General features: G+C 66.6%; 20 protein-coding genes. 12 read left to right on the top strand and 8 right to left on the bottom strand.

The genetic code is table 11. The features are described 5' to 3' along the window. Window positions 1-921: AAA family ATPase (locus VD964_RS11655; protein WP_324868735.1), on the bottom strand; the 921-nt coding region annotated here is incomplete at its 3' end. 239 nt (window positions 922-1,160) lie between these two features. Here VD964_RS11655 and VD964_RS11650 point away from each other — a divergent pair. From VD964_RS11650 to VD964_RS11635, 4 genes are all read left to right on the top strand, one after another. Further along, window positions 1,161-1,982, top strand: a complete 822-nt coding sequence (locus VD964_RS11650) for an ABC transporter ATP-binding protein (protein ID WP_324868733.1) — start codon at window positions 1,161-1,163, stop codon at window positions 1,980-1,982. A gap of 7 nt (window positions 1,983-1,989) precedes the next feature. Continuing rightward, entirely contained in the window at window positions 1,990-2,790 is an 801-nt protein-coding gene (locus VD964_RS11645) for an ABC transporter permease (protein WP_324868731.1), read from the top strand. Between the two features lie 36 nt (window positions 2,791-2,826). Then, the gene (locus tag VD964_RS11640) at window positions 2,827-3,855 is read left to right on the top strand and encodes an ABC transporter substrate-binding protein (protein ID WP_324868729.1); all 1,029 of its coding nucleotides are present in this window, start codon (window positions 2,827-2,829) and stop codon (window positions 3,853-3,855) included. 150 nt (window positions 3,856-4,005) lie between these two features. Next, the gene (locus VD964_RS11635; RefSeq protein WP_324868727.1) at window positions 4,006-4,440 is read left to right on the top strand and encodes an ArsC/Spx/MgsR family protein; all 435 of its coding nucleotides are present in this window, start codon (window positions 4,006-4,008) and stop codon (window positions 4,438-4,440) included. A gap of 6 nt (window positions 4,441-4,446) precedes the next feature. Here the strand turns inward: VD964_RS11635 and VD964_RS11630 are convergent, their stop codons facing one another. Then, the gene (locus VD964_RS11630) at window positions 4,447-4,842 is read right to left on the bottom strand and encodes an acyl-CoA thioesterase (RefSeq protein ID WP_149221828.1); all 396 of its coding nucleotides are present in this window, start codon (window positions 4,840-4,842) and stop codon (window positions 4,447-4,449) included. A 108-nt stretch (window positions 4,843-4,950) separates the two neighbouring features. Here VD964_RS11630 and parE point away from each other — a divergent pair, with 108 nt between their 5' ends. The 5 genes from parE (at window position 4,951) to VD964_RS11605 (ending at window position 9,633) form a co-directional block, all read left to right on the top strand. Beyond that, window positions 4,951-6,939, top strand: coding sequence for a DNA topoisomerase IV subunit B (parE, locus tag VD964_RS11625; protein ID WP_324868723.1), 1,989 nt, complete (start codon window positions 4,951-4,953; stop codon window positions 6,937-6,939). 49 nt (window positions 6,940-6,988) lie between these two features. Further along, window positions 6,989-7,627: a hypothetical protein gene (locus VD964_RS11620; protein WP_324868721.1), complete on the top strand. Its 639-nt coding sequence runs from the start codon at window positions 6,989-6,991 to the stop codon at window positions 7,625-7,627. Next, window positions 7,569-8,057: a hypothetical protein gene (locus VD964_RS11615; protein WP_324868719.1), complete on the top strand. Its 489-nt coding sequence runs from the start codon at window positions 7,569-7,571 to the stop codon at window positions 8,055-8,057. Before VD964_RS11620 ends, VD964_RS11615 begins: the two co-directional genes overlap by 59 nt. Before the next feature lie 125 nt (window positions 8,058-8,182). Continuing rightward, a complete protein-coding gene (locus VD964_RS11610) occupies window positions 8,183-8,989 on the top strand; it encodes a hypothetical protein (RefSeq protein ID WP_324868717.1) in 807 nt (268 codons plus the stop codon). A gap of 89 nt (window positions 8,990-9,078) precedes the next feature. Next, complete coding sequence (locus VD964_RS11605) at window positions 9,079-9,633, top strand: hypothetical protein (protein WP_324868715.1); 555 nt, start codon at window positions 9,079-9,081, stop codon at window positions 9,631-9,633. Window positions 9,634-9,663: 30 nt separating this feature from the next. On the opposite strand, the gene VD964_RS11600 is transcribed toward VD964_RS11605, so the two are convergent. Both VD964_RS11600 and VD964_RS11595 read right to left on the bottom strand, forming a co-directional pair. Next, window positions 9,664-10,383 (bottom strand): alpha/beta fold hydrolase, encoded by a 720-nt coding sequence (locus VD964_RS11600; RefSeq protein WP_324868713.1) that lies wholly within the window; start codon window positions 10,381-10,383, stop codon window positions 9,664-9,666. A gap of 16 nt (window positions 10,384-10,399) precedes the next feature. Continuing rightward, on the bottom strand, window positions 10,400-10,945 hold the full coding sequence (locus VD964_RS11595) for a hydrolase (protein WP_324868711.1): 546 nt from the start codon (window positions 10,943-10,945) through the stop codon (window positions 10,400-10,402). 257 nt (window positions 10,946-11,202) lie between these two features. Between VD964_RS11595 and VD964_RS11590 the strand changes: the two genes are divergently transcribed. Beyond that, window positions 11,203-12,789 (top strand): DEAD/DEAH box helicase, encoded by a 1,587-nt coding sequence (locus VD964_RS11590; protein ID WP_324868708.1) that lies wholly within the window; start codon window positions 11,203-11,205, stop codon window positions 12,787-12,789. Between the two features lie 4 nt (window positions 12,790-12,793). After that, complete coding sequence (locus tag VD964_RS11585; protein ID WP_045580201.1) at window positions 12,794-13,036, top strand: Lrp/AsnC ligand binding domain-containing protein; 243 nt, start codon at window positions 12,794-12,796, stop codon at window positions 13,034-13,036. A gap of 80 nt (window positions 13,037-13,116) precedes the next feature. On the opposite strand, the gene VD964_RS11580 is transcribed toward VD964_RS11585, so the two are convergent. The 4 genes from VD964_RS11580 to VD964_RS11565 form a co-directional block, all read right to left on the bottom strand. After that, on the bottom strand, window positions 13,117-13,962 hold the full coding sequence (locus tag VD964_RS11580; RefSeq protein WP_324868705.1) for a class I SAM-dependent methyltransferase: 846 nt from the start codon (window positions 13,960-13,962) through the stop codon (window positions 13,117-13,119). Further along, window positions 13,959-14,270 carry a hypothetical protein gene (locus VD964_RS11575; RefSeq protein ID WP_324868703.1) on the bottom strand — a complete coding sequence of 104 codons (312 nt, stop codon included), beginning with the start codon at window positions 14,268-14,270 and terminating at the stop codon, window positions 13,959-13,961. Before VD964_RS11575 ends, VD964_RS11580 begins: the two co-directional genes overlap by 4 nt. Window positions 14,271-14,409: 139 nt before the next feature. Further along, window positions 14,410-14,745: a hypothetical protein gene (locus VD964_RS11570; protein ID WP_014247927.1), complete on the bottom strand. Its 336-nt coding sequence runs from the start codon at window positions 14,743-14,745 to the stop codon at window positions 14,410-14,412. A 204-nt stretch (window positions 14,746-14,949) separates the two neighbouring features. Beyond that, window positions 14,950-15,972 carry a lytic transglycosylase domain-containing protein gene (locus VD964_RS11565; RefSeq protein ID WP_324868700.1) on the bottom strand — a complete coding sequence of 341 codons (1,023 nt, stop codon included), beginning with the start codon at window positions 15,970-15,972 and terminating at the stop codon, window positions 14,950-14,952. 572 nt (window positions 15,973-16,544) lie between these two features. On the opposite strand from VD964_RS11565, the gene VD964_RS11560 reads away from it, so the two are divergent. Continuing rightward, window positions 16,545-17,399, top strand: coding sequence for an RNA polymerase sigma factor (locus VD964_RS11560; RefSeq protein ID WP_324868698.1), 855 nt, complete (start codon window positions 16,545-16,547; stop codon window positions 17,397-17,399). Window positions 17,400-17,468 lie beyond the last annotated feature (69 nt).

Raw genomic sequence — 17,468 nt, 5'->3', positions numbered from 1 at the left:
CACCGCGGCGTCCAGCATCTCCGACCGGTTGGTGGCGGCGATCACCACCACGTCGCCGCCCTCGACGATGCCGTCCATCTCGACCAGCAGCTGGTTCAGCGTCTGCTCGCGTTCCGAATGGCTGTTCGATTCGCCGCGCTTGCCGGCCAGCGCGTCGATCTCGTCGATGAACAGGATGCAGGGCGCGCTGGCGCGGGCGGTCTTGAACAGGCTGCGGACGCGCGCCGCGCCCAATCCGACGAACATCTCGACGAAATCGGAACCCGATGCGGCGAAGAAGGGCACGCCGGCCTCGCCCGCCGCGGCCTTGGCCAGCATGGTCTTTCCGGTGCCGGGCGGGCCGACCAGCAGGATGCCCTTGGGCACGCGGGCGCCGGCCATGGCGAAGCGGCGCGGATCCTTCAGGAACTGCACCGTTTCGCGCAGCTCCTCCTTCGCCTCGTCCACGCCCGCCACGTCGGCGAACACGGTGTTGGTGTCCTCCGGGCGCACGCGGGTGGCGCGTCCCATGCCGAAGAACTGACCGCCGCTGAGCAGCAGCCCGCCGATCAGCAGGGCCACCACCAGGAAGGGAGCCGTGCGGTCGAGCACGCGGACCGTCTGCGCCATCAGCCCGTCCGGCCCCTCGTCGAAGGCGATGGCGACCTTGTGGCTGCGCATCTCCTTCAGCAGGTCGTCGGTGACCGGCATCACGATGCGATATCGGCTGCCGTCGGTGGCGACCGCATGGCCCGTGCCGCTGGAGAAGGTGACGGACTCGATCTCGCCACGGCCCGCCCGTTCGATCAGCGCGCTGTAGGTTGCCGGCTGTTCGTCCGCCCGCTGGCTGTGATCGTACCACGCCGCGAATCCGAGCCATGCGGCCAGCAGGGCGGCCAGGACGGCAAGCGCAATCATCGGGCGTTTCGGCAGCGTGGGCATCTCGGCTCCGCGAAAAGATAGGGACTGGCTTTCGGTCTATGACATTGATGCGGGACATGCCGCCGCCGCGGCAACCCTTAACGCCCGCGGTCCCTTCTTTGACACCGTAAGCGGTGCGTTTGCGGAATGGCTCCCTTGGGATTTGACGGTGATCTCAATCGGTTGCCGATAGCAGGAAGTTCGGACAGTATGGCTTCCTAACCAAAGTGATCCGCCCGAACGATAAGGACCACACCGATATGGCCGAGGCCGCCGCGGCGCCCGCCCTCCAGCTGGACGGCGTGACCTGCACCTTTCCCTCACCCGACGGCCGGGGACGTTCCTATACTGCCGTACAGGGAGCCAGCTTCACCGTCGCGGACGGGGAGTTCGTGTCGATCGTCGGCCCGACCGGCAGCGGCAAGTCGACGATGCTGAACGTCGCCGCCGGCCTGCTGAAGCCCAGCGAGGGCCGCGCGCTGTCCTTCGGGCAGCCGGTGACCGGCATCAATCCCAAGGCCGGCTACATGTTCCAGGCCGAGGCGCTGATGCCCTGGAAATCGGCGCTCGACAATGTCGCCGCCGGGCTGGAGTTCCGCGGTGTTTCCAAGGCGGAGGCGCGGGAGCGCGCGCTGCCCTGGCTGTCCCGCGTCGGGCTGGAGGGGTTCGGCGACCGGTTTCCGCACCAGCTGTCGGGCGGCATGCGCAAGCGCGTGGCGCTGGCCCAGACGCTGATCGTCGATCCCAAGATCATCCTGATGGACGAGCCCTTCTCGGCGCTCGACGTCCAGACCCGCCAGATGATGGAGAACGAACTGCTCGACCTGTGGGCGGCGGACCGCAAGTCGGTGGTCTTCATCACCCACGACCTGGAGGAGGCGATCGCCATGTCCGACCGGGTGTTGGTGCTGTCCGCCGGTCCCGGCGCCCGGCTGATCGGCGAGTACCGCATCGACCTGGACCGACCGCGCGACGTGGCGGAAATCCGCATGACGCCGCAGTTCCTGGCCCTTCACAAGGAAATCTGGGGCCAGCTGCGCGACGAAGTTCTGAAGGGCTACGCCCAGACCAAGCTGCGGTGACGACATCATGAGATCCCATGCCAAACGCCTGCCCAGCCGCCCGGTCATCCTGCTGCTTCAGCTGGGCGTCCTGATCGCCTTCTTTCTGATCTGGCACGTGCTGACCGACACCAAGATCCTCAGCCCGTTCTTCTTCGGCACGCCGGGGGCGGTGCTGGCCCGCACCTGGGCGGATTTCGTCTCGGGCGTCATCTGGTATCACCTGGGCATCACGCTGCTGGAGACGGCGCTGGCCTTCGTCATCGGCACGGTCGCGGGTATCGCCTTCGGCTTCTGGTTCGCCCGCGCGCCGTTGGTGTCCCTCGTCTTCGACCCCTACATCAAGGCGATCAACGCGCTGCCCCGCGTGGTCCTGGCGCCGATCTTCGCGCTGTGGCTCGGGCTCGGCATCTGGTCGAAGGTGGCGCTGGGGGTGACGCTGGTCTTCTTCATCGTCTTCTTCAACGTCTACCAGGGCGTGAAGGAGGTCAGCCCGGTGGTGCTGGCCAATGCCCGCATGCTGGGCGCCAGCTCCCGCGACCTGTTCCGGCATGTCTATCTGCCCTCGGCCCTGTCCTGGGTCTTCTCCTCGCTGCACACCGCCGTCGGCTTCGCCATGGTCGGTGCGGTGGTGGGCGAGTATCTGGGCTCCGCCGCCGGGCTCGGTTACCGCATCCATCAGGCGGAAGGGGTGTTCGACACGGTCGGTGTCTTCTCCGGCATGCTGGTGCTGACGATCTTCGTCGTCCTGATCGATGCCGCCGTCACCATGATCGAGAAGCGGCTTCTGCACTGGCGCCCGCAGGACACCAGCGGCGGGCAGCACTGAGTTCCTTTAAGGAAATCCAACTGGGGGAGGAAACCAATGACGTTCAAATCGCTGATCGCGGCCGCCGCGATCGTCATGACGTTGGGAACGGCCGGACCGGCCGCGGCGCAGGACAAGCTTGAGAGGGCCGACATCAAGATCGCCGTCGGCGGCAAGCCGCTGCTCTATTACCTGCCGCTGACGCTCGCCGAACGGCTGGGCTACTTCAAGGAAGCCGGTCTGAACGTCGAGATCAGCGACTTCGGCGGCGGTGCCAAGAGCCTGCAGGCCCTGATCGGCGGATCGGCCGACGTGGTAACCGGCGCCTACGACCATACCATCCAGATGCAGGCCAAGAGCCAGCCCATCGTGGCGGTGGCCCAGCTCGGCCGTTATCCCGGCATCGTGCTGGCCGCCGTCAACAAGGCCGGCACCATCAAGTCGGTCAAGGATCTGAAGGGCAAGAAGGTCGGCGTGACCGCCCCCGGCTCCTCCACCAACTTCATGCTGAACCATGTTCTGACCTCCATGGGCATGAAGCCGGAGGATGCGTCGGTCATCGGCGTCGGCGGCGGTCCCAGCGCCATCGCCGCGATCAAGCGCGGGGAAATCGACGCCATCGTCAATCTGGACCCGGTGATCAGCCAGGCGCAGGCAGACGGCGACATCACCGTCCTGCTCGACACCCGGACGGAAAAGGGCACCCTGGACGTCTATGGCGGTCCCTATCCCGCCGCGGTGCTCTACATGAAGCCGGACTTCATCAAGGAAAACCCGAAGACCACGCAGGCGCTGACCGACGTGTTCGTCCGCACCATGCTGTGGCTGAACAAGGCCAGCACGGACGATGTGCTGAAGGTGCTGCCGGAGGAGTATTTCCTGGGCAACAAGTCGCTCTATGCCCAGGCCTTCGAGCATTCGAAGCCGACCTATTCGCCCGACGGCCGCTTTACCCAGGCTGGTGCCGATGCCGCGCTGAAGGTGCTGAAGGCCTTCGATCCGGCGGTCGCGTCGGCCGGCATCGACCTGTCCCGGACCTACACCAACCAGTATGTCGAGGACTCCCTGAAGCGCCTGCAGAAGTGAGCCTCGCGGGCCGGTTCGGAATACCCATATAAAAAATGTGGACGCGGCATTCCGTCGCGCCCATTTTCATGCTGCGCTGCCGTTAGACTGGACGAAATCGGTCCTGATTGCTTCCCGGTCAGGTCCGTCCCCCCGACAGCGGAGTGCCCCATGGCCGAGGTGATTTTCTACGGAATGGCCGGTTGCCCGGCGAACGCCAAGCAGAAGCAGCAACTGACCGCCGCCGGCCACACGCTGGTCGAACGTGACCTTGCCACCGCCGAGTTGACGGCTGACGACCTCCGCGCCTTCTTCGGCGACAAGGAGGTCGATGCGTGGTTCAACCGCCGCGCCGCCGCAGTGAAGTCAGGCGCCGTCAAACCCGATGCTCTCGACGAGACCGCCGCACTGTCCGCGATGCTGGCCGACCGCGATCTGATCCGCCGCCCGCTGATCCAGGTCGGCGACCGCCGCGAGGCCGGCTTCGACCCCACCACACTGCATGGCTGGATCGGCCTGACCTCCGGCGAAAGCTGCGACGACAAGCATGCCCGCGGCCAGTGCGATCACGGCCACCAGCATTTCGTCAAGGCGCCAACGGCCTGACGGGCCTCACTCCGGCGGCACTTCGCGCGGCTTGCGGTCCTCGCCGATGGCGACGTAGGTGAACACGCCTTCCGTAACCTTGATGGGGTCGGAGCCGGAGCGTTCGCGCCGCACCCAGGTCTCGATGCGGACGCGCAGCGAGGTGCGGCCGACCTTCTCGATCCGGGCGAAGCAACTGACCTCGTCGCCGACGAAGACCGGCTTGTGGAAGGTCATCGCCTCGATTCCAACGGTGGCGACGCGGCCGTGGCTGCGCCGCACCGCCACCGTGCCGCCGGCCAGATCCATCTGCGCCAGCAGCCAGCCGCCAAAGATGTCGCCGTTCGGATTGGTGTCCGCCGGCATCGCGATGGCCCGCAGGGCAGGGCCATTGTCGAAGTCGTATGCGTGCGCTGCGCTCATGCTTCCTCCGGCGTCACGAAAATTTCCTGCACAAAAGCTTGTGGCATCGCACTATAAACGGCACAGGATGCGCTTGCGCACCCCTGACGAAATTCCTATCATCCCGTCATGAGCGATCTTTTCGAGAACACGGCCCCCAAGGCCGACAGCTACTCCGCCCAGGATATCGAGGTTCTGGAAGGGCTGGAGCCCGTCCGGCGCCGGCCGGGCATGTATATCGGCGGCACCGACGACCGTGCGCTGCACCATCTGGTGGCGGAGGTCCTGGACAACGCCATGGACGAGGCGGTGGCTGGACATGCCAGCCGCATCGACCTGGAGTTGGCGGCCGACGGCACGGTGATGGTGCGCGACAACGGGCGCGGCATCCCCATCGACGACCACCCGAAATATCCGGGCAAGTCGGCGTTGGAGGTCATCATGACCACGCTGCACTCCGGCGGCAAATTCTCCAACAAGGTCTACCAGACCTCGGGCGGCCTGCACGGCGTCGGCCTGTCGGTGGTGAACGCCCTGTCGGACCGGCTGACCGTCGAGATCGCCCGCGAAAAGCAGCTCTACGTTCAGGAGTACAGCCGCGGCCTGCCGCAGGGGCCGCTGGCCCACCGCGGCAACGTCAACCGGCGCGGAACCACCATCCGCTTCCATGCGGATGCGGAGATCTTCGGCGAGACCGCTCATTTCGAACCGCACCGGCTGTACCGGCTGGCGCGCTCCAAGGCCTATCTCTTCCGCGGGGTCGAGATCCGGTGGAGCTGCGATCCGGCGCTGCTGTCGGTCGACGCCACCACGCCGGCATCGGAGACCCTGCATTTCCCGGGCGGCCTGCAGGATTACCTGACCGCCGCGCTGAAGGACCGCAAGACGCTGACGCGGGCGCCCTTCGCCGGTGCGCTCGACTTCCCCAACGGCCAGGGCCGGGTGGAATGGGCGGTGGCGTGGCCGGATGATGATGAAGGCTTTTCGCACACCTACTGCAACACCGTGCCGACCCCCCAGGGCGGCACGCATGAGGCCGGCTTGCGCACCGCGCTGACCCGCGGCCTGAAAGCCTATGGCGAGCTGACGAACAACAAGCGCGCCGGGCAGGTGACCGCCGACGACGTGATGGGCGACGCCTGCATCCTGCTGTCGGTCTTCATCCGCGAACCGCATTTTCAGGGCCAGACCAAGGAAAAGCTGGTGACGGCGGAGGCCCAGCGCCTCGTCGAGACCGCGGTGAAGGACCATTTCGACCATTGGCTGTCCGGCGATCCGCAGAGCGCCAACGCCCTGCTGGAGCGCCTGATCGAAAAGGCGGAAGAGCGGGCGCGCCGCAAGCAGTCCAAGGAGATGACGCGCAAGTCGGCCACCCGCCGCCTGCGCCTGCCCGGCAAGCTGGCGGACTGCTCGCGCAACTCCCCGGAGGGCACCGAACTGTTCCTGGTGGAGGGCGACTCGGCCGGCGGCTCCGCCAAGCAGGCGCGGCAGCGCGAGACCCAGGCCATCCTGCCGCTGCGCGGCAAGATCCTGAACGTCGCCAGCGCGTCCGTCGACAAGATGAAGGCCAACCAGGAGCTGAACGACCTGACCCAGGCATTGGGCTGCGGCATCGGCAAGGACTTCTCGACCGACAAGCTGCGCTACGAGCGGGTCATCATCATGACGGACGCCGACGTGGACGGCGCCCACATCGCCTCGCTGCTGATGACGTTCTTTTACCGCGAGATGCCGGGCCTGATCCAGGAAGGCCACCTGTATCTCGCCCTGCCGCCGCTCTACCGCCTCAGCCATGGCAACAAGCAGGTCTACGCCCGCGACGACGCCCACAAGGACGAGCTGCTGTCGAAGATGTTCAAGGGCAAGAAGCCCGACATCAGCCGCTTCAAGGGCCTGGGCGAGATGATGCCGGCCCAGCTGCGCGACACGACGATGGACCCCTCCAAGCGCTCGCTGCTGCGCGTGGTGGTGCCCAATGCCGCCGATCCGGAAGAAAAGCCGGAATTCGAGCGCACCCGCTCCCTCGTCGAGGAGTTGATGGGCAAGAAAGCCGAGCTTCGCTTCCGCTTCATCCAGGACAACGCGAAGTTCGTGAAGGCGGACGACATCGACGTGTGATGGCGGGAATGTTCCCTCCGTACCGGGATGCGGGATCAGCGGAGGCTTCGTGGAGCTGTCGAGGGACCTGCTGGAACAGGCGTTTGAAATGATGGGTGACCTTGCCGCACTGGACGGCAAGGTCATCGACATCGCCGTCTATGGTGGGTCATGCCTTCTGCTGGCCGGCAACATCCGCGACGTGACACGAGATGTCGACGCGGTGTTCCTCAGAGAGCGCAGCCGCGGTTACGAATTGGCAGATGCCGTTGGACGCCGTCTCGGTCTTCCCGACGACTGGCTCAATCAGGCGGTGAAGAGCGTCGCTCCGCCGAAGGGAAATCCTCAGCCGAACCTGCTGCCGTTCGGCGAATATCCCAGAAAAGGACAGATCGGACTTCGCGTTTACCTGCCCACACCGGAATACATGCTGGCGATGAAGTTGCTTGCCAACCGGCTTGACGATCCTGAAGGAGTGGCGCGGGACAGGCGGGACCTCTACTTCCTGATGGAAGTGACCGGCTTGGTGACGAATGAGCAGCTGGCCGAACTCGTCACGCTCTGCTATCCGCAAGTTCCCGGAATTAACGCGCGAATCGCTGCAAAGATCGAGGACATCGTTCAAGGTTATGCCGTCCGGGAGTGCGAAGATGACCGACGACCTGAACCGCCGTCCTGGAACGCTGGCCGAGGCCATCCAACGCTATAGGTCCGGACGGCAGGCATTCTCGGTGGCGTTGGGCGAGTTCCTCGACGAATTCTACATGGATCACGATGCGGGCAGCCGATACGCCCGTGTCCAGGAACCGCCGGAACAGCTCGGCGACGGTGTATTCGACGCCTATGCCGGCGCGGTCGGCGAACATCTGGTGCGCCGCTGGCACCTCGGCCCGCCTCCGGATTGGACCGACGAGCCCTGCCGCTTCCTTCGGCGCCCCTGGTTCCCGCCGGGCGCGCAGGCGGAGAAGCCGATTCTGCTGGTCGAAAGCCCGATGGCATTCCGGCGCCGGATGCTGTTCGTCGAAGCCGAGCCTTTGCGGCGGGCACGGATGCCTCATGACGAGCGATGGCGCGCGTACGAGTACCTTCGTACGGGCCTTAGTCCGGACGATGACGCGGGAAGCCCCGACCCGAGCTAGCTTCGGGTGGAAGTTCCCGTTGAAAATTCACGGTTATGGGGAATGCCGTCCCTGGTCTATCATTCCGGAAGCTGCCGCTCCCGAGAACCTCTCGCGGACAATGGCCCCGACCCCGCAGGAGACGCATGCACCCCTTAGCCTTCCCCGGAGCGCAGATTCCGGATGACGCCATCCCGCCCGAGATGCTCGCCGCCGCGCTGTCGTCGCTCACCCCATTCACCACCGACCTGTTCGTGCCGCGCTATCAGCCTTGCGAGGTCGGGCGCTGGCAGTTGCGGGTGGCGCCGATGCTGGTGAGCTCCGGCTATTGGAGCCCTGCGCTGATGACGACCGGCACCGCCGCCCTGTTCAGGCGCGAGGCGGATGGCGACCCCCGCTGCTGGATGTCGATGACGCCGATGGAAATCGAGAGCCAGGAGATCGGCGTCCGCGCCGCCACCGGTCATACGGTGGTGATGGGCATGGGCATGGGCTGGGCGGCGGTGAATGCGGCGCTGCGGCCGGAAGTGACGCGGGTCACCGTGGTCGAACTCGACCCCGACGTGATCGAGGTCAATCGGCGCATCGGCCTGTTCGCCCAGCTTCCGGCCGAAGCCGTGGCGAAGATCATCCTCGTCAATGCCGATGCGCTGGAATTCCGAACCGAGGAACCGGCCGACACGCTGATGACCGACATCTGGCTGCCGATCAACGGCGACGAGCGGATGGAGCAGTCCCGGGTCATGGCGCGCAACACCGGCGCGCGGCGGGTCTATGTCTGGGGCCAGGAACTGGCCATCGCCCGCCGCGCCCGGACGTTGGGGGTGGGGTTGACCGAGGCGACGGTCGCACGCATCGTCGCGGAGTTCGGCCTTCCCCTGCTCGGGCCGGAGCGTCCCGACTATCCGGGCCTGATCGCCCGCGCTGCGGACAAATGGCTGCGGGACATGTAACGGATCCTGTCCATGGGGCAGGGGAGCACTCGCCCATCAGGCAACCGCTCCCCATATCCCGCCCAGCGATACCAACGGACGATCCGATCATGCGCATGCTCCCGCCGCTCGCCGCCCTTCTGCTGGGTGCCTCGGTCCTCGCCGCCTGCTCCAACGAGAGGGTGGTGGCGAGCGAACCGGCTCCGGCCTACACGCGCAGCGAGGTCTCCTATGCGGCGGGGAACCGCGACCTGCGGGTGGTCCTGCATGGCGATCCCTTCGGCCTGCCGCCGGAGCGGTTCGCCGAGAAGGTCCTGCCCCACATGCAGAACCGCGTGTCCGGGGTGAAGACCAACCTCACCACCACGCCGAACGAGACGGCACGGCGGGATTACAAGGTGGTGCTGGCCTTCAACGTCGCGGAGAACATGCTGAACTCGTCGCTCTGCACGGACGGGCCGATCCCGACATCGCCGCCGGGCGGACCCATCGTCGTGCAGGGGGCGTTCTGCCGCTCCGGCGGGGCGCTGACCTCGGCCACCGGCTGGCTCGACCGGCCGCAGGGGCCGGACGATCCCGATTTCCGCAGCCTGATCAGCGACATGACCTTCACCCTGTTCCCCAGCCGGCGGGCCGACCTGTTCTGCGGCGCCATCGACTGCTGACGCCAGTCGCGGGCCGGCAGTCCCGGGCCGTCAGTCCCGCAGCAGCCAGTCGCGCATCAGCGCGGTCACCGCCTGCGGCTGTTCCATCGCCGACAGGTGCCCGCAGTCCTCGACCAGCACCAGCCTCGCGCTGGGGATGGCGTCCGCCATCTCTTCGTGCAGGGCGGGCGGGGTCAGCGCATCCTGGCGTCCGCAGACCACAAGCGCGGGGCAGCGGATGGCGGCGAGGCCGGGCCGGCTGTCCGCACGGTTGATGATCGCCTCCTGCTCGCGGGCATAGCCGTCGACGCCCACCCGCTCCATTTGATCCAGCACCGACCGGACGAAGGCGTCGTCGGCCATGCGGCCGGGGTGGATCAGGCGGGGCAGGGCGGCGCGGATCACCTGCCCGTAGCGGCCCTGGCGGGCGAGCGCCACCGCCTCGCGCCGGGTGGCGGTCGCCTCCGTCGTGTCGGCACGGGCATTGGTGTCGAGCAGCGCCAGCCTGTCCACCCGCTCCGGCGAGCGGCGGAGGATCTCCAGGGCGACATAGCCGCCCATCGACAGGCCGGCGACGGCGAACCGGTCCGGCGCCGTCGCCAGCACCTTGTCGGCCATGGCGGCGATGGATCCGCATTCCGCCAGTTCGACCACCTCCGGATCTGCGACGTCGGCGAGGTGGCGGACCTGATGGTCCCACAGCGCCGCATCCAGCGGCATGCCGGGCAGCAGGATCAGGGCAGGGCGGCCGGACGGGCGGCTGTTCGGCATCGGGCTTCTCCTGCGATCACTTGACTAGGGCACTGACGACCTTGAAGACCGGCGTGCCGGCCCGTTCCATCCACTCGAACAACACCATCTCGGTGGTGACGATGGTGACGCCGGCGGCACGCATCCGCTCCAGCGCCGCGGCATGGTTGGCGGGAGTGCGCGAGGACACCGCATCGGCGACCAGATAGACCGCATGGCCCTGCTGGCGCAGTCCCAGCGCCGTCTGCATCACGCAGACATGCGCCTCCGTCCCGCAAAGCACGATCTGCGGGCGCTTCAGTTCCTCCACCGCGGCGTTGAAGGCCGGTTCGCCGGTGCAGCCGAAGGTGATCTTCTCGATCACCGGGGTCCCGGGCGGCAGGTGGGCGCGCACGGCCTCCACCGTCGGCCCGAGGCCGCGGGGATACTGCTCCGTCACCAGCACCGGCACGGACAGGGCGGCCGCAGCCTTCAACAGCATCCCGGCATGCCGGACGACGCGTTCGGATTCGTGAATGGCCGGCAGCAGGCGTTCCTGGACGTCGACCACCACCAGCACCGATTCCTGGGCACGAAGAATCATCAAATGCACTCGACCGCTCCATTTGGGGCTTGGCGCCCTTGTTCAGGGCGCCGGCAATGGCCGCGACTCGCAGCAACGCCGTCGGACAGCCTAGCGCAGGGGATCGATTTCGCCAACGCGGCGTGTTTTCGCGCCTATTTTCGGTTTCGGAACATCGGATCTATTGACATGGCGCTTTGTCTACCTATTCTTCGGCCTCATCCAGGCATCGGGCGATGATCGCTCGATTTGCGCACTCCAGAACAGAAACAGGTTGGATGCTTTTTTCGGAACTTGGGCTTGGCCCTGACGTCCTGCGCGCCATCGAGGACAAGGGTTACACCCAACCGACGCCCATTCAGGAACAGGCAATTCCCTGTGTCCTGCAACGCCGCGACGTGCTGGGCTGCGCGCAGACGGGCACCGGCAAGACGGCGAGCTTCACCTTGCCCATGATCGACATCCTGGCGTCGGGCCGTGCCCGGGCGCGGATGCCGCGGTCTCTGATCCTGGAGCCGACGCGCGAGCTGGCTGCCCAGGTGTCGGAAAGCTTCGAGACCTACGGCAAGCACCACAAGCTCAGCATGGCGCTGCTGATCGGCGGCGAGACCTTCACCGAACAGGTGAAGAAGCTCGACCGCGGCGTGGATGTGCTGATCGCGACTCCGGGTCGTCTGATCGACCTGTTCGAGCGCGGCAACATCATGCTGAACGACATCAAGGTCTTCGTCATCGACGAGGCCGACCGTATGCTCGACATGGGCTTCATCCCCGATATCGAGCGTATCGTCAGCAAGCTGCCGAAGAACCGCCAGACCCTGTTCTTCTCCGCGACCATGCCGCCGGAAATCCGCCGCCTGGCCGATGCCTTCCTCAGCGATCCGATGGAGATCAGCGTCGCGCCGCCCGCCTCGCCGGCGGAAACGGTGACGCAGGCGATGGTCCTGGTGCACGAGATGGACAAGCGCAAGGCGCTGCGCCATCTGCTGCAGACCGAGGACGTGAAGAACGCCTTCATCTTCTGCAACCGCAAGCGCGACATCGCCGTGCTGCAGAAGTCGCTGGAACGCCACGGCTTCAACGTCGGCGCGCTGCATGGCGACATGGTTCAGTCCAAGCGGACCGAGACGCTGGAGCGCTTCAAGCAGGGTGAAATCACGCTGCTGGTCTGCTCCGACGTCGCCGCCCGCGGCATTGATGTGCAGGGCCTCAGCCACGTCTTCAATTTCGACGTACCGCTGACGCCGGACGACTACGTCCACCGCATCGGCCGTACCGGCCGCGCGGGCAAGCAGGGCCGCGCCTTCATGCTGGCCACGCCCGACGACACGAAACTGGTCGGCGCCATCGCGCGCCTCATCAAGCGGGAGATCCCCATGATCGCCATCGACGGCCTGGAGACGGCCGAGTTCGGCGAGGAAGACAGCAGCTCCCGCGGCCGCGGCCGTGGCCGTGGCGGCCGCGCTGCCAAGTCGGAGGCCCGCCCGCCCCGTGGCGGCCGCGAAGAGCGCGCCCCGCGTGAGGAGCGTGCGCCTCGCGAAGAGCGCGCCGCCCGCGAGGATCGGCCGGTACGTGAGGAGCGGCCGGTTCGCGAGGAACGGCCCGTCCGTGAGGAGCGCGCTGCCCGCGACGACCGTGCGGTCCGCGAGGAGCGTCAGCCCCGCGAATCGCTGGCCGCCGCCGAGGCGCGCCGCAGCAACGATCCGCGCCGTGATCGTGATCGCGACCGCCGCCGCCGTCGTGACGACGACGATGACGACGTGCCGGTGATCGGTTTCGGCGACCATATGCCGGCCTTCATGCTGCGCTCCGCCCGTCCGCGTCCGTCTGCCGAAACCTCGACCGACTCGTCGCAGGAGGGCTGAGCCCGTGCAGACCATCTTCGTCATGGTCAAATGCGATCTCGGCAAGGCCTATGAGGTCGCCGATCAGGCCGTGCAGCTGATCGAACAGGTGTCGGAGGTGCATTCCATCTCCGGCCAGTACGATCTGCTGATGAAGTGCTATCTGAAGCAGGACGACGACATCGGCCGCTTCGTGACCGAGCATGTTCAGACCTTGCCGGGGGTGCGCGACACCTTCACCCTGATCGCGTACAAGGCCTTCGCCTGAATAGAAGTGGTGCGGAATTGGAAAGGCCGGGCGTTCGCCCGGCCTTTCTGCTTTTCAGGGACCATCGGCTAAAGCCGGCCTTACCAGCCCACCACGATCCGCGCATGCGAGGGCACCGGCACGATCCCGTCCACCGCCTGCGCGTCGAACCGCCGTGCGATGTCAGCCTCCAGTGCGCCGCGCCGTGCCGCGTCCAGGCCGCCCAACCGATGGCCGAAGCTCATGTCCAGGGCGGCGCGCCAGAAGGGCTGGCCGGCCGGTGCCTTGCGGACCGGGGTCAGGTCGGTCTCCGCTGTCTCACGGAAGCCCGCGGCCCGCATCGCATCGGCGAGCAGTCCAGGTTCGGCAAAGCGGAACAGCGGGTCCAGGCTGCCATCCTCGCCCAGATGGGCGGCCACGACATCGCCGATCTCGGCGAACAGGCCATTGCCGGCGCGCGGCCCCCACACCATGAAGGCGGCCTTGCCGCCGGGACGCAGCACGCGACGAACCTCACGCAGGGCGGCTTCCACCGCCGGCACGAACATGATCCCGAAGCGGCAGGTCACTCGGTCGAAGGCGGCATCGGCGAAGGGCAGGGCGGTCATGTCCGCCGCGGTGAAGGCGGGCGCCGGTCCATCGACGCCGCGGGCACGGCGGACCGCGCCGGCCATCATGCCGGGAACGAGATCGCTGCCGACCACCAGCCCATCCGTCCCGGCCCGGCGTGCGGCGCTCAGCGCCGGCTCTCCCGCACCGGACGCGAGATCGAGCAGACGTTCGCCCTCCGCCAGTCCGGCGGCGTCCAGCAGCGGGCGGTTCAGCTTGTCGGCCAGATCGGCCATCGGGTCGGCCCAACGGTCCCAGGCGTCGGCGCTGGCGGCCCAGCGGTCGCGCTCGCGGGCGGCTTCGGGACTGGCGGCGTCGGAAAGCAGTGTTGCGGTCAATGAAGAAGCCTCACCGTGCCGGCCACGCGCTGGACCGTGTCGGCATCGCTCAGCCGCTCGCCGAGAGCCGTCAGCTCGTCGGACATCTTGCGGTTGGCGTCGGTCAGTTGCTGGATGCGGGTCTGCGCCGCCTGATGCTGCGCAGACAGGGTCGCCACCGTCTCCGTCAGCTTGCGGATTTGCTGGGACTGGCGCGCCGACGCCTCGTTCAGGCTGCGGCGGATCGACCCGACGGCCACCAGCACGACAAGGCTGATGGTCACGCCGGCCGCAATGGCGACGATGCTGATCCCGGTGAACCAGTCCATGGGCGGCAAGCTTCCGCCCATTTCACCAATTGGTCAAGCTGCCTGACAATCCGTGACCTTCACGCAAATGCCGAAAACCCGGCGCAGGTTCAGGCGCCGGGCTCGTCCGGTCGAAGGTCCGTTTGAAGGACGGCGGGGGTCAGCCGACGGTGCCGCTCACCGGACGCTCGGCCTTCATGCGCAGTTCCTTCAGGTGGTCGCCGAAGGCGCGCAGGACCGGCATGATGCGCTGGGTTTGGTCGGCCGTGACGTGAGCGTCCGTCTTCAGCACGATGGACGGCGCCTCGCTCATCAGGCGCTTGGCGCGCATCGGGCCGACCTTGTCGTCGAGGAACATGGCCATGCCCATCAGAATGCCCAGCGTGACGTCGTCCGGAGCCTTGGGCAGGGCCAGGACTTCATGAAGCTCGTTCAGCAGCGTGTAGGCGACGATGGAGGTACGTTCGATGGTGTCGACGTCGGCGGCCATGGGCATCGGGCAGGTCCTCGGGAAACGTTCGGATGAAACGTTGCGGGTGAGACGCTGGCGGGTGACGCGGGAAGGCATCCTTGTCCAAGACGCCAGCACCTGCGAAATCCGTCGTTCCCCGAGGGTAATCGTCACTTTATAACCAAAGTGTTAACCAAACGCGTCCCGAGTCGCCCGAGTCGCATTTTTCCGATTCGCAATCCTACGTTCTCAGCGTTTTCCGCTGCTGCGCGCCCTGGTCGAAAGCGACAGCTCGGCAACCTCTTCTCGCGCGGTGCTGACCAGACCGGCGGACTGCACGATTCCGCGGTTGAAGGGGTGATAGGTCTGCGCGTAGATGCTGCGGATCTTGACGACGTAATCCTGGGTCTCGCGGTAGGGCGGGATGCCCTTGTACTGCAGGACCGCCCCCTCGCCGGCATTGTAGCCTGCCAGCGCATGGGTGACGTTGCCGTCGAAATAGGCCAGCAGCCAGCGCAGGTACTTCATGCCGCCGCGCAGGTTCTGTTCCGCGTCGAACGGGTTGGTGACGCCGAAGCGTTCCGCCGTCTCCGGGATCAGCTGCATCAGGCCCTGTGCGTTCTTGTTCGACACCACGTCGACGCGATAGCCGGACTCCACCGCGATGACCGCCAGGACGAGATCGGGGTCGAGGCCGTAGGTCGGCGCCATCTTCTGCACCATGGCGCGGATTTCGGCCGGCGGCTTGCGGATGATGCCCCAGCGCAGGTTGGGCGGTTCGCAGCGGTCCGGGGTCTTCACGTTGCTGCCGGCGCTGCCGACCAGCCGCTCCGCCTGTTCGCTTCCCAGCGCAGCGGCCTTCCGCAGCCAGGCGCGGCCGAGCTCTGCGTCCTTGTTGACGCCGCCCACGCCGGCCATGTGCATGCGCCCGGCCATCAGTGCCGCGTCGGCATAATCCTGACGGGCCGCACGGCAGTAGAGCGATAAGGCAAGCCGCGGGTCGGCCTTTACCCCGTCGGCCCGTTCGTAATGCTGAGCCAGCTCATACTGGGCACGGACGCTGCCCTTGTTGGCGAGCGCCTCCAGCGCTGCGACGGTCTTCTCCGCGACGCCGGCCTTGGCTGGCACGGCAGCCAGCATGCCCGGCAGCATCAGGGCGGCGGCCAGCGCGCCGATGCGCGCGCGGCTGGAGACCTGCCGGCGGGTGCGCTGCAGGGTTGCAGAAGCGCGCGACGCGGACGGCGTACCGCAAAGGTTCGTGTGGTGTTCCACCGGACCCCCCTGTATGATTTTCTTGAAGCCGTTTGAGACCATCGAAAGGTTGAGGTCAGAACTCACAGGGAGGACGCCGTTGCGTCTGCTGCACCGACCGGCAGAGTTGGCGGCATAATGCGAAACGGAAGGCTGGCTGCCTGTCACTACGTCACTAGTACTGCTTGATGTGGCGCCACCAATAAAAAATCCATAGACCGATCGACGTGTTTCGGTCGGTCTTTTTCTTTTCAAGTTGGTCATGCGTCCTCCAATCGTGTTGGAGAGATAACGAAAGACCAAATTTAAAGCCAATGCCCGAACGGTGATCGACCTGGGATACACGGGGTACTCTAGGGGTAATCTGGCCCGATTGTATGACCCACTAGCCTTTTTCCCAACTGGCAGCCCCTTTGTACGCTCATTACGTAGGGATCGGGCCAGATAATCGGCTGCAAATTCGGCGGCCCCGGACGAAGGATGCACACCTTAGTCCGGGGCCGTCGCGCCGGAGGCCCCGGCAGTGCCGGAGAACCGCGAAAGTGGTCGGTGCAGCCGTGGCGAACGGCATTGAAGGAGGCATCGTTTCACCGATGGCGAACCACGTCGCGACCACCTTGAGCCACCGAATGCGCGGCCCGGCCCCGGTCGAGCCTGTAGCCTTCGGCGCCGAGGCCGTCGGCCGGACCCGTTCGGACCGCGCGCCGACGTACACTGACCAGAACCCCACCGATGCCCGCAACGGCCGTGCCGCCGCCAATGGCGCGCAGAATGCCCCGGCTCAGACGGAGACCCATTTGAACGTTCATGCCGAGGCCATCGAGGCCGAAGCCGGAAGCGATGCGGCCAAGAACGACGCAACCGAGATGGACGCGGCCCACATCGACCCAGCCGACGGTACTCCCACCGACGACGAATTCCGTCCCGATCCCAATGCACCGCCGGATCCGGCGGTGATCCGGCAGATCGAAGAGGAAATTCCGCGCCTGCGCCGTTTCGCCCGCGCCATGGTGCGCGATGCCACGCTGGCCGACGATCTGGTCCAGGAATGCCTTGAACGTGCGCTGTCCCGCCTGCATCTGTGGCGCCCCGGCACCAACCTGCGCGCCTGGCTGTTCACCATCCTGCGCAACCTGCACATCAACGGCGTCCGCCGCCGCCAGCCGGTGGTCGACATCGACGCCGAAGCGCAGGCCGCCATCGGCGCGGCACCGGGGTCGCAGTTCGTGCGGATGGAGCTTCGCGACCTGCGTCGCGCGCTCGCCCTGCTGCCGAACGAACAGCGGGAAGTCGTGCTGCTGATCGGCCTGGAAGGGATTTCCTACAACGAGGCGGCCGATATTCTCGGAATTTCGATCGGGACGGTGAAGTCGCGCCTGTCACGCGGCCGCCGCGCGCTCCGCCTGCTGATGGAAGGCCGCGATCCTGGGGAGGACGCGGACGCCTGATCCGCAGTAGCGAGCATCGTGAATCACGGGGTGTCCGGTCGCCGGGCGCCCCGTTCCCATGTCCGGGCT

The organism is Azospirillum sp. (assembly GCF_035628975.1).
Lineage (GTDB): Bacteria > Pseudomonadota > Alphaproteobacteria > Azospirillales > Azospirillaceae > Azospirillum.
Note: the sequence above shows the minus strand (reverse complement) of the source record. Positions and strands in the feature narration are given on the sequence as shown.

Bases quoted from the DNA above. Each gene is read 5' to 3' on its own strand.
- VD964_RS11650 (WP_324868733.1), top strand. From the start codon at position 1,161: ATGGCCGAGGCCGCCGCGGCGCCCGCCCTCCAGCTGGACGGCGTGACC.
- VD964_RS11645 (WP_324868731.1), top strand. From the start codon at position 1,990: ATGAGATCCCATGCCAAACGCCTGCCCAGCCGCCCGGTCATCCTGCTG.
- VD964_RS11640 (WP_324868729.1), top strand. From the start codon at position 2,827: ATGACGTTCAAATCGCTGATCGCGGCCGCCGCGATCGTCATGACGTTG.
- VD964_RS11635 (WP_324868727.1), top strand. From the start codon at position 4,006: ATGGCCGAGGTGATTTTCTACGGAATGGCCGGTTGCCCGGCGAACGCC.
- VD964_RS11630 (WP_149221828.1), bottom strand. From the start codon at position 4,842: ATGAGCGCAGCGCACGCATACGACTTCGACAATGGCCCTGCCCTGCGG.
- parE (WP_324868723.1), top strand. From the start codon at position 4,951: ATGAGCGATCTTTTCGAGAACACGGCCCCCAAGGCCGACAGCTACTCC.
- VD964_RS11615 (WP_324868719.1), top strand. From the start codon at position 7,569: ATGACCGACGACCTGAACCGCCGTCCTGGAACGCTGGCCGAGGCCATC.
- VD964_RS11610 (WP_324868717.1), top strand. From the start codon at position 8,183: ATGCACCCCTTAGCCTTCCCCGGAGCGCAGATTCCGGATGACGCCATC.
- VD964_RS11605 (WP_324868715.1), top strand. From the start codon at position 9,079: ATGCGCATGCTCCCGCCGCTCGCCGCCCTTCTGCTGGGTGCCTCGGTC.
- VD964_RS11600 (WP_324868713.1), bottom strand. From the start codon at position 10,383: ATGCCGAACAGCCGCCCGTCCGGCCGCCCTGCCCTGATCCTGCTGCCC.
- VD964_RS11595 (WP_324868711.1), bottom strand. From the start codon at position 10,945: ATGATTCTTCGTGCCCAGGAATCGGTGCTGGTGGTGGTCGACGTCCAG.
- VD964_RS11590 (WP_324868708.1), top strand. From the start codon at position 11,203: ATGCTTTTTTCGGAACTTGGGCTTGGCCCTGACGTCCTGCGCGCCATC.
- VD964_RS11575 (WP_324868703.1), bottom strand. From the start codon at position 14,270: ATGGACTGGTTCACCGGGATCAGCATCGTCGCCATTGCGGCCGGCGTG.
- VD964_RS11570 (WP_014247927.1), bottom strand. From the start codon at position 14,745: ATGCCCATGGCCGCCGACGTCGACACCATCGAACGTACCTCCATCGTC.
- VD964_RS11560 (WP_324868698.1), top strand. From the start codon at position 16,545: ATGGCGAACCACGTCGCGACCACCTTGAGCCACCGAATGCGCGGCCCG.